This window comes from Paenibacillus litoralis, from assembly GCF_046244365.1.
Lineage (GTDB): Bacteria > Bacillota > Bacilli > Paenibacillales > NBRC-103111 > Paenibacillus_V.
Genome location: NZ_CP176395.1, coordinates 8,509,914 through 8,522,712 on the forward strand (window position 1 = coordinate 8,509,914; position 12,799 = coordinate 8,522,712).

13 protein-coding genes are annotated in these 12,799 nt (G+C 56.4%); 5 read left to right on the forward strand and 8 right to left on the reverse strand.

Translation table 11 applies throughout. From position 1 onward, the window contains the following. Window positions 1–30: 30 nt before the first annotated feature. Both ACKGJP_RS35920 and ACKGJP_RS35925 read left to right on the forward strand, forming a co-directional pair. A complete protein-coding gene (locus ACKGJP_RS35920) occupies window positions 31–1,587 on the forward strand; it encodes a DUF4127 family protein (RefSeq protein ID WP_409343481.1) in 1,557 nt (518 codons plus the stop codon). Window positions 1,588–1,688: 101 nt separating this feature from the next. Beyond that, complete coding sequence (locus tag ACKGJP_RS35925) at window positions 1,689–2,189, forward strand: GyrI-like domain-containing protein (RefSeq protein WP_409343482.1); 501 nt, start codon at window positions 1,689–1,691, stop codon at window positions 2,187–2,189. A 144-nt stretch (window positions 2,190–2,333) separates the two neighbouring features. Here ACKGJP_RS35925 and ACKGJP_RS35930 read toward each other — a convergent pair whose 3' ends face one another. Next, on the reverse strand, window positions 2,334–3,989 hold the full coding sequence (locus ACKGJP_RS35930) for a stalk domain-containing protein (RefSeq protein ID WP_409343483.1): 1,656 nt from the start codon (window positions 3,987–3,989) through the stop codon (window positions 2,334–2,336). 189 nt (window positions 3,990–4,178) lie between these two features. On the opposite strand from ACKGJP_RS35930, the gene ACKGJP_RS35935 reads away from it, so the two are divergent. Then, a complete protein-coding gene (locus ACKGJP_RS35935; RefSeq protein ID WP_409343484.1) occupies window positions 4,179–4,523 on the forward strand; it encodes an EamA family transporter in 345 nt (114 codons plus the stop codon). Window positions 4,524–4,611: 88 nt separating this feature from the next. On the opposite strand, the gene ACKGJP_RS35940 is transcribed toward ACKGJP_RS35935, so the two are convergent. The 4 genes from ACKGJP_RS35940 to ACKGJP_RS35955 form a co-directional block, all read right to left on the reverse strand. Next, window positions 4,612–5,043: a DUF350 domain-containing protein gene (locus ACKGJP_RS35940; RefSeq protein ID WP_409343485.1), complete on the reverse strand. Its 432-nt coding sequence runs from the start codon at window positions 5,041–5,043 to the stop codon at window positions 4,612–4,614. Between the two features lie 63 nt (window positions 5,044–5,106). Then, window positions 5,107–6,345 carry a glutathionylspermidine synthase family protein gene (locus tag ACKGJP_RS35945; protein ID WP_409343486.1) on the reverse strand — a complete coding sequence of 413 codons (1,239 nt, stop codon included), beginning with the start codon at window positions 6,343–6,345 and terminating at the stop codon, window positions 5,107–5,109. Window positions 6,346–6,393: 48 nt separating this feature from the next. After that, window positions 6,394–6,837, reverse strand: a complete 444-nt coding sequence (locus tag ACKGJP_RS35950) for a hypothetical protein (RefSeq protein WP_409343487.1) — start codon at window positions 6,835–6,837, stop codon at window positions 6,394–6,396. Next, entirely contained in the window at window positions 6,830–7,291 is a 462-nt protein-coding gene (locus ACKGJP_RS35955) for a hypothetical protein (RefSeq protein ID WP_409343488.1), read from the reverse strand. The genes ACKGJP_RS35950 and ACKGJP_RS35955 overlap by 8 nt, the downstream gene beginning before the upstream one ends. A gap of 165 nt (window positions 7,292–7,456) precedes the next feature. On the opposite strand from ACKGJP_RS35955, the gene ACKGJP_RS35960 reads away from it, so the two are divergent. Next, window positions 7,457–7,927 carry a GNAT family N-acetyltransferase gene (locus ACKGJP_RS35960; RefSeq protein WP_409343489.1) on the forward strand — a complete coding sequence of 157 codons (471 nt, stop codon included), beginning with the start codon at window positions 7,457–7,459 and terminating at the stop codon, window positions 7,925–7,927. Between the two features lie 20 nt (window positions 7,928–7,947). Here the strand turns inward: ACKGJP_RS35960 and ACKGJP_RS35965 are convergent, their stop codons facing one another. After that, a complete protein-coding gene (locus tag ACKGJP_RS35965; protein ID WP_409343490.1) occupies window positions 7,948–8,445 on the reverse strand; it encodes a hypothetical protein in 498 nt (165 codons plus the stop codon). A 135-nt stretch (window positions 8,446–8,580) separates the two neighbouring features. Here ACKGJP_RS35965 and ACKGJP_RS35970 point away from each other — a divergent pair, with 135 nt between their 5' ends. Next, a complete protein-coding gene (locus ACKGJP_RS35970) occupies window positions 8,581–9,105 on the forward strand; it encodes a DinB family protein (RefSeq protein WP_409343491.1) in 525 nt (174 codons plus the stop codon). A 106-nt stretch (window positions 9,106–9,211) separates the two neighbouring features. Here ACKGJP_RS35970 and ACKGJP_RS35975 read toward each other — a convergent pair whose 3' ends face one another. Together ACKGJP_RS35975 and ACKGJP_RS35980 are read right to left on the reverse strand one after the other, a co-directional pair. Continuing rightward, entirely contained in the window at window positions 9,212–10,666 is a 1,455-nt protein-coding gene (locus tag ACKGJP_RS35975) for a glycosyltransferase (RefSeq protein WP_409343492.1), read from the reverse strand. Window positions 10,667–10,753: 87 nt separating this feature from the next. Further along, window positions 10,754–12,379, reverse strand: a complete 1,626-nt coding sequence (locus tag ACKGJP_RS35980; RefSeq protein WP_409343493.1) for a hypothetical protein — start codon at window positions 12,377–12,379, stop codon at window positions 10,754–10,756. Window positions 12,380–12,799 lie beyond the last annotated feature (420 nt).

A 12,799-nucleotide genomic window follows, 5' to 3' on the forward strand; every position in this document is an offset into this window, starting at 1 on the left:
GACAATCATACCGTTAAAGGAGCCTACACCATGACCCAGATCGTATACCTGCCTCTTGACGAAAGACCTTGCAACTTGCAGTATCCGCAGCACTTGGCCGATATGACCGACCTTCAGCTGAGCGTTCCGGACACCGCCCTGCTTGGCGACAAAAAAAAGCCGGCTGACGTTCCCGCCCTGCATGCATGGCTGCGGAACGCCGTAACCGGCGCGGATTATTTGATCGCTTCGATCGATATGCTGATCTACGGAGGGATCGTCCCTTCCCGCCTGCATGCCCTTACGTTCGAGGAATGCGTGGAGCGGCTCGATCTCCTTCGCGCGATCAAAGCGCAATACCCCGGCATCCGCATCCATGCGTTCAATCTCATCATGCGCGTGCCGAGCATGAGCACGAGCGAGGAAGAACCGGATTATTACGCCGATTACGGCTCCGACATCTTTAAATACGGCTGGCTGACCGACAAGGCAGAGCGGGGGGAACTGGCCGGGGAAGATCAAGCCGAGCTGGACGCGCTTATCCGCCATATTCCGGAGGACGTCCTGAACGATTTCGTCAGCCGCCGCGCGGTGAATGCCAAAGTAAACCGCTATGTCATCGCTCTGATGGAAGAAGGCGTGATCGATAACCTGATCATTCCGCTCGACGACAATTCGCAGTACGGCTTTTCCCCTAAAGAACAGCGCGCGCTGATCGTAAGCGTACAGGAAGCCAATCTGTTTGACCGGATCATGATTTACCCGGGAGCCGACGAAATCGGCTGCATCCTATTCACGAAAGTGTTCTGCGAGGTCAAACAATATATACCGGAAGTATTCGTCCGCTATTCGTCGACGACCGGCCCGCTCATGAAGCCTAAATACGAGGACCGCAGCCTGCAGGAAAGCATCAAGTCGCATTTGACTGCGGCAGGAGCTGTCATGGCCGACAATTCCGTCGAAACCGACGTCGTGCTGATGGTCAACGCCCCTCCCGCGGAGCAGCGGCTCATGTCCGAGCAAGGCCCGTTCGCCAATCGAAGCCGGGCTTACTTCTCGGAGATCCACTACCGGGAATTCAGCGAAGCGATCAAGCATTATTTGCGCAAGGGCAAGCTCGTGGGACTGGGCGACGTCGCCATCTGCAACGGCTCCGACGTCGTGCTGCTGAACCTGCTCGGCAAGCTCGGCTTGCTCGATCAATTGACGGCTTACGCCGGCTGGAATACGTCGGGCAATACGCTGGGTACCGTCATTTCGCACTTGATCGTCGTTTCCTATTACGAGCGCCATGCCGAAGAAGCGGACAAAGCCAAGGCTCATGCGGTAAGCCGGGCTTACTACTACAAACGCCTGATCGAGGACTGGGGCTACATGTCGATCATTCGCCAGGAAACGGTTCGCGAGGTGCTTCCGGCACTGGGCGCCAGCTACTACAACCTGTACCATGTCCGCGAAGAGCTTTACCGCATTTTGACCGACAAGCTGAACACCTTTGCCGCCGAGAAGATCGGCGCCGTGCGGGAAGGAACGCTTACGGTGGAGAACGTCTTCCTGCCGTGGAAGCGGATGTTCGAGGTCGGATTCGACGTCAAAATCGGGCAATAGCAGCAGAAGCTATCCTCCCCTCTTCACGCTCTTGCCATTTACAAGGAACGTACGTTCGCTTATAATGGTGAAATAAGGAAATGATATGCGGAGGGATAGCCTTGGAGCCGATCAAGCCTATATTCATGAAGAAAGATGCTTTCTTGCTAGTGGGCGTGGACAAGTACACCGATACCGGGTTTGCAGCCATCGAGGAGGCATGGATGGATTTCCAGGCCCGCGCCCAGGACATTCGCAACCGGGTAAACGAGCACGCCTGCTACGGATTCGAAGACTACACCCGCGGCTTCGCATGGCCGCAGGGCGCACCGCTCCCGCACTATCATTACATCGCGGCGGCCCAGGTCAGCAGTCTGGAGGACATCCCGGAAGGATTGTTCGGGCGCTCGGTTCCTGCAGCGACTTATGCCGTCTTTACCCGGCGCATGCCGCTCTCCGAATTGCACAAAGCGTTCCGGTACGTCTACGACGAGTGGCTCCCGCAATCGGGCTACGAGATCGATCCGGCTGTCGGCGCGGACTTCGAATACTATCCCGAGCCCGTTGCCGATCATGAGCATGCGCTTATCGAGATCTATTTGCCTATTGTTCCGAAAGCATAAAGAAACCTATTCCTACAAATGCAAAAGCGGCAATCTCACGATGAGAATGCCGCTTTCTTCGCGTTTACTTGCGAGCTAAAAAGGCTTTGTTCCCGGTACTTTACGTGTTCCAGGGAGCCTTCAACCCAACTGGCCGCTCAACGCTTAATTTCGATAGCCGCCGTTTACCCACTTAGCCAGATCCGTAACGATTTCCTTAGAAACGTTGGCGCTCTGCCCATATTCGGCGCCGACCGACACCCCGTCGTATTCCGTCAGCAGATGGTTCACCTTCGGATACGATTTCAGTTGAACGTCTTTACGGCCTTGCAGCGCCTGCTTCCAGCCGTCGAACTGCTTCATCGATACCTGCCAATCGTTCTCTCCTTGCGCAATGAACAGCGGACGGCTTTGGCTCTTTGCCGATTCGGCAGGCGAGTAGCCTTTTTGCTCGAACCACCAGTACGGCTGAGGTAGCGGAAACGCGGCCGGCATGCGTTCAACCGTGTTCTGCGGATCGTTAATCATCTGGGCGATCCCGGTCCAAAACGCGGCAGACTGTTCTACCTGCCCGGTAGGAAGACCCAGCTCTTTCATCCGCTTCACAAGCAGCTCCTGCTGATCGATGAGCGTATCCGAATAGCGCATGCTCGGGCCGGCCAATATGGCCGCTCCGGCAATGGTCCCCGCCGTATCGAGCTCGATCATTTTGGGAACCGCCATCCCGCCCTGGCTATGACCCGCAATAAATATTCGGGACGGATCGACTCCCTTCGTCCCCTTCAGCAACTTCACCGCCTTCAGGGCGTCGTCAACGGTTTCCCGCTGCAGCGTCGGCTTCGGATCGAGCGCGAACTTCAGGTTATGCTCTTTCGTTATTTTCTCGTAGCGCAGAACGGCAATGCCTTCGCCGGCTAAACCGACCGCCAAGTCGCGGAAAGGCTTGGCCCCGCCTATGGATGAATCCCTGTCATGCGGACCCGACCCATGCACAAGCACGACAGCGGGAAAAGGACCTTCGCCGGCCGGCATCGTAAGCGTCCCCGGTAAAGCGAAAGGACCTTCGCCTACCGCCACCTCTTGCTCCCTATATTTCGCGGCATCGTCATACGACGGCTTCATGTAAGCGGACGGCGGCTGTGCAGGGGCAAAGCTGAAATCGTCGATAAGGCCCGTTTTATCAAAACGGATCGCTACCTCGACGGGGATGCTCGTTCCCTGATAGAGGAAAGTTACATTATGATGGACGCCGTTCCCTTCATAGGCAACTGAAAGGCGTTCGCCGAGCGGTCCCGCCTGCTGCTCCGCCGCTTTCCAAATCTGCTCCAGCACCGGACCGGGTAAAGCCGCCTTCAGATTCGCCCCTAACGCCGAGTAGGCCTCGGTAAAGCTCCCGGCCGCAAGCTTTGCGATAAAAGTGGCTGCCTTAGCCACTGCCTCGCTATGAGCTCTTGTTTTCAGCGTATCGCCCCCTGCTCGTCCAGCCTGCAGCTGCTGAAGCAACGCGGCAGGAACGACCGTTTTCTCGTTCACGATTTCAATCGGCTCTCCCAACGAAATCCCCTTCCCGTTTAAGACCGCCTGTGCGCTTCCTATCGTTAAGACCAGCATACTATTTCCATACGTCGCAGTAACCGTTCCGGTTTGTCCGTCCCATTCCACAACCCCGCCCGCCTTCTCGACGGCATCGCGAATCGCGATTCGCTCCGAAACGGACATTTCCGCTGCTGAAGCCAGGCTCGCACTCCCGCCTGCGTAAGGCATCGTCATAGCCGCCGTCAGCAATACGGCCATTGCGGTTTGCTTAGCTATTTTTTTCATCCGCTTTCCACTCCTTTTGGTTATCTCGCGAATAATACGAATCAAGCGGCCAAATCGTTCGAAAACTTAAGAAATAAACATAAAACATTTTCCAGATTAGGCTCGTCTGTAACGAAGAGTTCTTGCCGCAGGCTCAAGAGAAGTACGCCAATAACGCAGCCAAGCTGCCCAAGAGAGGAGACGTACGGTATGAACAAAACCGTTAGCATGCTGATGCTGTGCGCCAATATCGGATTACTCGTGACCGGTCAAATTCTGTTTAAGTGGGGCTTGCAAAAAGCCGGCGGCTTCCAGTTGCAAAAAATCGCAACCTCGTTCCCGATTATAAGCGGACTGATTCTGTACGGAGTCGCTACGATCCTCTGGTTTGCCGTCCTGACCCGAATGCCGCTAAGCGTCGCATACCCGCTGCAAAGCACGGCTTACGTGCTCGGCATGCTCGCCGCATGGCTTGTCTTCCGGGAAGTCGTTACGCCGACGCAATGGGCGGGGATGGGCGTTATTCTGGTAGGCGTATATTTGATCGCGAAATAAAAAAGCGCCGAGGCGGATTTGCTCCTGCCTGACGCTTCTTGGTCATAAACCGCAAATGCCATTGCTTGCCACCCCTACGTTCCTGCGGCTAGTAGCTGATCAGCGCCGCCATCAGAAGGCCTGTCGCAATGCTCAGCCTGGACGTGAAAATGCCGACCGAAACGTTACCGGCCGGAATTTCCTTCACAACTTTAAACGGCGTAACAAGCTCGAACAAATAGAACACGATCACCTGAAATGCCGTGCCGAGCAGGCCCCAAATGATCAGATCCACAATACCGAGCGAATGGTACACGGCCGAAGCGAGCACCAGCGCAAGCCCGATAATTTTACCGCCCAGATCGTTGGCCACCGCTTTGGCCGCCATCGCCTTCTGTTGATCCGCACCGTTCGCGCCTTCGCGGATGATTTGAAATTCCTTGTACGGGGTCGTCACCATAAACATAAAGAAGCCGAAGCCGAGCAGCGGCACCGTCACCCCCAAATAGGTAAGAAAGTTCAAAATGTTATCCCATTGCATAGCCCTATATCCTCCTCTAATCGTTTTCCTATCCAGACGGCGACGCGAAAAAGGATAGGCACGCTACCCTTCCACGGAAACCGGCACATAACATGACAAATTGCCTGTAATCGCGCCGCCGACGCGGGCGACCACGGCGGACGGCTTGCCGCCTATGAGAAACTGCCCCCATAGCAGCTTGCCTTCATACGGACCGGAAACCGTTTCCACGCGCAGCGTTTCCAGTTCGACCAGCTGCTGGTACACCATCGGCTGCTCCCAATAAAATTCTTCGCCGTCCCTGGCGATCGTCTCGCCATCCGGACCGAACAACGTCACGCCGCCGCCTTCGCGGCCCAAAATCGGTTTGCTTACATAAGCGGCTTTGCCTTCAAACCGGTTCTCCAAATAAGTAGGAAGCATGTATCGTTCGATTGCGCGATGCTCCGCCTCGGTGAAAAATTCCCGGTCCTCGTGCAGCGTCCAAATGAGCGCCTGCAGCGATTTCGTCTGCGCCAGAAAAGCCGACGGCGGATTGATCGTCGCCAGTCTCCCCCTCGCAATCAAATCGAGCGCGTGAGCCCCTGTCGGGTATCCGTCGGTATCCGCGTCCTCCGCAAGCTTCTCGATCGCATGCAGCCGGTACAGCACATCGATCGGCTCGTGACGGCCGTCCTCCATGAGCACATGAAGACGGTCCTCGAAGACGCGCAGCTCCGAAAGAGGCACGAACGAAGCCGGAAGGCCGTACCGCTCAAGCAAGTAACGGGTCGTCGACGCATCCTCCTCGTGCCAGTCCAGCGCGCTGAACACGACGCGGTCGGTGGCGTATCCTTCCCTGCCGTAGGCGTCGACCGCTTCCCTCAGCGCTCTGCGCAAGTGATCGTCCATGCCTTCGTTCGGATCGCTGAGGCCGTAGTAGCGGCACACCTCGCCGTTCACATAGTAAGCTTCCACGATGCCGGTCGGCGTGTCGCTGTTGAATTCGAGCATTTTGACGCCATCCTTCGTGCACGCCAGATCGAACCTGCCGATCACCGTCGGCCATTCCGGCTGTACGGTCAGTCTGACCGCAGCGAGCGCCTGCTCCGGAACGCCAAGCCCCAGCAGCAGCTCGTCATCGGCCTGGCGAACGACCTCTACGGCGCGCTGAAATACCTCGCCCAGCCGCTCGGCCGCTTCGGACATCACCTTCAGCTTCCCTGCGGATACACGATGCACGTCGGCGAGCGCATACTCTTCGTCATACATATAATCCCATGTAAAAATGCCTTTGTCGCGAATGCCCTTATATAGCTGCGCACGCCGCTGCGTGTAATTCATGCTTTCCCTCCTTCAACCGGTTTCCTGCCATAGAGCTTATTGCCTGCCTTAGCTGCTGCTAGAGCCGCTAGAGCTGCCTATGCCGCCCTTCGAACCGGATGAAACGCTGTTCGAGCTCCCGCCCTTCGTCGTGAAGCTGCCGGAACCCGGCGAGGTGGTCACCGAGCTGCCCGAACCCGAGGTCGAGCTGCCGCTCGAGCCCGTCCCGGTACCGCTGGACGTTACGCCGTTCCCGCCGACTACCGTGCCCGAAGGCTTGCTGCCGCGGACATAATAGTAGCGGCCGCCGGATGAACCGGAGCTGCCTCCCGCATAGCTGCCGTCATCGTCGCAGTAACCGTCTTTATTGTCGTCGTAGCATCTGTTTTTGTTGTTCGTACAGCCTACGGAGCCGACCGTAAGCGCGGTCGTCAAGAACATCGCGGCCAGCAGCTTCGTTTTGTTCATCCCGGTTCCGGCTGCCGCCCGTTTCCCTTCATTACGCTCATCCATTCGCTCCCACCTCCCGCACATACACGGCATACCGCTTGCGGTCCTCGTCAATTTCCGTAGACGATTTCTCCCATTCCTTCCCGTCCGCATAAACGTAGTGGCTGTTCAGCTGCAGCAGCGCCTCCCGTTCGTCTTCAAAATCGCGGATGTCCAATACGGGATAATGGATCGCCTCGTCCGTAAATTTGCGGATTTCCACGCGGACCCCGCGCCAATCCGGGCGCTGTACTTGAACGGCCTCGTAAGCGTGCTCCTCTTCCGCCTTTTTGACATAGATGACATACAACTCGCGTTTCTCCATCGAGCATGACGTTTTCTCGTATACCTGCTGCTCCTTCACGAAATAATCGCAAGAAAAGCGCAGCGCGATTTCGCCTAGACCGATACGGTCATATTCATACAACAAGGGAAATTGCTCACCCTCATCCAAAACCCGGTACTCCAAACGTGCCATAACGGCATTCCCTCCCGTGCATCAAGTATGACCTTTTATACGAACATGGCGTAAAGAAGTTCCTAATTCATCGAGGAAATTGTCGGAGGAGAGCGGTAATGGCTAGTGGATTTGCGCTATAATGGGTTTAACTGGGCTATATATTCGGTTTAAGGAGGCGTTCCGATGAAATGCCGGATTCGCGAGATGAACGAAGCGGACGGCCTCGCCATTTGCGGCTGGCGTTACGAGCCGCCCTACGATATTTATGCGTGGGAGCCTTGGGAGATGATGGTCGCGGGAGGCAAAGAGTTCGCCGATCCGGAAATCCGGAAGGCGCAATATGCGTCTGTCGACGATGAGGGAGGAGAGCTGATCGGGTTTGCGCAGTTTTTCCCTCTAGTCGGCGTTACCCGGCTGGGATTGGGGCTGCGTCCCGACCGGTGCGGGCAAGGCCGCGGCTTGGCCTTCGTGCAAGAGATCGTCGCGGAAGCGAAAAGGCGGACGCCGGATCACGAGATCGATCTGGAAGTGCTGGTCTGGAACGACCGCGCGCGCAAGGTGTACGAGAAAGCCGGCTTCCGCATAACCGACACCTACGAACGCGGAACGCCGACGGGCACGGCGGAGTTTCACTGCATGGTTTACGGCGCATAACAAGGAAGGCCGATCGAGCGTTATTTGGACGATTCCACACTGCCGCTTTTGGGCTTGAACGGATTCCGCTTCCACTGTACAACAAGTTGAACGAACAGCCGCACGAAAATTTCTGCGCGCACGGCTATGGCCATGGTCAGCATCAGCCCGGACAAGGAGCCGAGTACGGAAAGCGGGACCGTCAGCACGTCGGCCGGATGAGCGAAAAAAGGCACGAAAGACACCGCCACGATCGGAGCCGCGTTAATGCGCAGCTTCTGAATGAAGATGACCGCCATAAGAGCCGTTATGAAAAAAGACAGCATGCCGGGGGACAGCGCATATAAGGCGTTCCCTATCGTAACGGCGACGACGGCGCCTGCGACGATTTTGACCATGTCCTTGAGCGGGCGGGAAAGAAACAAAAACCCGAACGCCCCGAGGGTCGGATAAAAAACCATGCGGAGCTCATCCATTTGATGCGACAACCCGTACAGCAGAGCCAGATAGAGACATAAAACGATCGAGCGGACGACCATAGAGGCATGTTCCTTTTCATAGTCATAGGATGAATTCCGGATAAACGGTTTTTATTTTACGCTTGAGCCTATTTGGAGTCAATGGTTTTTCTTGCATGTACGCGATAAATCGATGAAAGCAAAGGAGCGCATACCATGCCTACAAACGGACAACCGACATTTGCCGATCTCTACTTGCAGCAAGTTCTGAACGATTTTCAAGGCATCAAAAAGCTAGGTGACAAAGCAATGGCCCAGTTGGACGATGCGGGAATCAATTATAAGCCGGATCCCGAAGCCAACAGCATTGCCGTCATCGTCAAGCATATGCACGGGAACATGTTGTCGAGATGGACCGATTTCTTGACGACCGACGGCGAGAAGCCGACGCGGCAGCGGGACGAGGAGTTTGAAGGAGAGCTGCCGGGTCTCGCGGAGCTCCTTCGGCTGTGGGAGGAAGGCTGGGCGCTCGTCCTGTCTACCCTAGAAGAATTGACGGAAGCCGACGTACTTCGCACGGTAACGATTCGCGGCGAGCCGCATTCGGTCATGCAGGCGATTCAGCGGCAAGTGAGCCATTACGGCTACCATGTCGGGCAAATCGTGTATGCGGCTAAGCTGATCCGCAGCAGCGAATGGAATACCCTCAGCATTCCAAAAAGGAAGCCGTCGGCCCAATAGCTTTCAGGTCCTCAGGTTTCCAGCCTACAGCCTATTCCTATGACGCGTCTATTCAAAAAATCCCGATCGGGTCGCTGACTCGGCCGGGATTTTCATTTGACGAAGCTTACGCCTCCGGGTGCCTGACCGGGACGCCATTCAGCAGCAGACGCTGCTCCTCGATGCGGGCAAGCCGTTTGTGGACTTGTTCCTCGTCCGGCCTGCCGGCCAGCACTCTCTCGTAAAGCGCCTTAGCCTGTGCTGGCTTGCCGGCGAAACGCGCCGCCTCGGCAAGCAAATAATCCGCTTGCCAGCCCGCACTATCCGAGCTGGCCTCCACAGCTCCCCGGTAAGAAGGAAATATTTCCTTCGCCCTGCGCAGACGGGATTCCGCCAGCCGGATTTGCCGGTACGCCTGCTTCAGTTCGATTTGCGCCAGCATCACCAGCGCATCCGGGAAATCCGGGCTGTCTTCGAGCGCTCGTCGGCACGCCTCCTCCGCCGCTTCCAGCTCCCCCGCTTGCAGATGAACCGATGCCAGCAGAAGGCGAACCTCGACGAGCCGGCTAAAGGAAGCGGCATTCGCCGCTTTCTCCTCGGCTGCCCGCAGCGACGTCAGGCCTTTCTCCCTTTCTCCCGAAGCCAGAATCTCTCTGCCGTAAAAAAACAGCCACGCCGGGTTATCCGGCTCCTCCCGGAGCATCATTTCAAGAAGACGAATATTGCGGGCGAGCTTGTTTTTCCGCTGCATAACGGACGGCTCGTAACCGTCGTGGTCAAAACGGATCAGTAACGGCTTGCGAATCGCCATAAGCGAGTCCGCATCATCCCCTCCGCCGATCTGCTCGTGCACGCGGCCCCGATAGCGAAGTCCCCGGTTCATCGGGAACATGCGGCTTTTGTTGTACATAAGCGTCTCGGTGCCGTTTATCCGCTCCCGTATGCCTGCGCTCACTATGACGGCTTGCTCAATCCGGTCAAACAGACCGGCAGCCGTACGAATATTTGCGGCATCCTCCTGCCATAGCGATTCATCCGCATCCACCCATATCACCCAGTCGCTCTCGATATGAGGCAATCCGGCGTTCCGAGCCGCGGCAAAATCGTCGCACCAATCGAACGAAACGAGCTTTGCGCCGGGAAACGAGGCAACCGCTTCACGCGTCCCGTCCGTCGAACCGCAATCGACGACTACGATTTCGTCTACCGCCCCCTGTAGACTGTTCAAGCACCGCTCGATGCAGCGGATCTCATCCTTCGCCAAAATCGCGGCGGCCACCGTCACCCGCGGCACATCCAGCAGCACCTCGATATCGATGCGCATATCGCCGGCAGGCGCTTGGCCGACAGCGGCCTTGGCGTCATCGGTCCACGCGGCGTGAGGGTCAAGCAGCCTGGCCCGATCGAACGCAAGTCCCGCCATCCCGCCGTATCCCCGGTGAAGCAGTGCCTCGCCGAGAAACACCCAGCACTGGGCATCAAGCGGAAATTCCCGCAGAAGCGCTCCGGCGGACCGTTCCGCCCCAGCGAAATCCCGTTCCTGCAAAAGCTTCTTGATCGCCGCATAAGTTGGAACCGTCATAGCGTTCCCCTCCTCGTCTTGAACAAAAAGCGGCCAACGCAATGGTTGGCCGCCGAAAGGCCGGTTTGCGCGGCCGCAGCATTTTGTTTAGACCCCGGCAGGTCCTTCGCCTTCTCCTTCGGGATCATAGTTAGCTGGGTATCCGATCCAGGGAAGCAAGTATCGCATATCCCTGCGATCGTAGACGCCGTCCTTCGTTATGTCTTTGTCGGACAGCGGCAAATTGCCGAATTTCGCAATATCGTTGATCCGGATTAGGCCGTCTTTGATCAATTCACCTTCAACGCCGGTCTCGTACTGATCGAGGCGCTCGAGCAGCGCTACGAGATCCGCAATCAGGAAGGCTTCGGATATGCTGTTCACCTTGCCGTCTTCGCCAAGCGTGTAGAGCAGGTATTCGCCGTCGGGAATTTCTGCAGGGAGTGTTATATAGTCAGGCCACCAGCCCGTTTCGTTATCCTTGGTTATTTCATAGGTTGCATATGGGCTCGGGCCGACCTGCCCTTTGGCTACCGCGGAGGTTCCCAGGTAGACGTTGGCCGTCACGCTGTCGCCCGTCTCAGGTACGATATGGAATTCCAGCACTTCGCCCTTGCCTTTAATCGGAACGCCCTCGCCGCCTAAACCGATGCTCGGTTCGATCGTCAGGTTGAACGTAATATCCGGAGCATAAACGCCTCTGTCGTCCCACGCTCTTACGGTTACTGGAATAGATGAAGCGGCTTTCTTCGGCTCAATGTACAGCATATGTTTCTCTTCGTTGTAGTCGATCGTTGCCTTGTCGCCGTTCTCCCCTAGTTCAAGCCTATAGCTAAGTTTATCGCCTTGATTCTGACCCGGGCCGATATCGAAATCGGTGAAGTAGTCGCTCATATCGAGCGGCATCGCGAATCCGAAGGAATCGACGATCAAATCGGGAAATACCGCATCCGTTCGCACCGGCTCCTGGTTAGCCGTTACGACGATCTTAACCTCGGCGGAGGCGGCTTCCGTCGATCCGAAAGGAGTATCCCCGCGATAATCGTTGTCCCTCGCCCCTAACGTAACGGTTGCGGTGCCGGAAACCCCATCCCACAGGCTTACGTTCAATCTGGGAAGCCCGATATGAGAATCGCTGCTGCTCATAGAGTAGGACGAGATGACCCCTGCCGAGCCGTACCCGCTAACGCTAGAAATATACGGGGTTATATATTCGTCGTCCTCGTCCGCGAAAACCCCGTCCAAAGGAATGGACAGAGCGGCGCCGCTTCGCACATTGTACTCAGGCACATCGTTTACTTTAACTGGTGAAGCCGCCGTCTTCACGGAGAAAAACTCGGAATAGGTCGCTTCGCTTACGCTCGTTTTCCCCATAATCCGATACTGCCCCGGCCGCACGCCCGGATTTACGTCCGGTTTCACATACAAATACGCGCTTCCGGTTACCGTAGTCGATATGCCCAGCCAATCCGAAGTTAGAAGATTTCCGGCGTCATCGAACAGGCTGTAGGCGAACGGCCGGTTTGAGGAATCATAGAAATACGTATCGAGCGATATTTCCAGCGGCGTCTTGCCCTTGGCGGAAATAATCGTACCCGGACCAAATGTATTCGTAACCTCCGCGGCCGAAGCCTGTACCGCCCCTGCTGCCGGCGATAACGCCAGCATCGCAGCCATGGCGCCGGCCGTCCTTCTGGCCGAAAACCGTTCCAGTTTCATCTCGCTTCGTTTCATCGTGCTTCGTTCTCCCCTTCCGAATCGCGCGTTGCTGATCTATTCGTCTATCTAGTAAATTTCCCCGTCCGGTCAATTGGCGTTCCCCGCATGGAAAACGGCCCAGAATATGGGCTTTTCTAGCTATAATTTTAGCATAACCGGGGGTTGAACACTATCGTTTCTTACTAGATTCGACGCCGGAAGTCGAAACGTCCCGGGTCGTGACGAGAGATCCGTATCGAGGGATTCGGGCGGCCGCCGCATTTCTTCAAGGGCGCTTCACTGCGATAGGCAAAACAATCCCAAATCTGGTATTATGTAAGGATAGCCTTTTTACGTTCGTGTATATTTCGGAATGGCCGGCCAACCGGCCTTATCATACGCGATTAACGGCTCCGCGCCCCTTGCAAGGCGGGCTGTCCGTTCATCCTGGGAGGA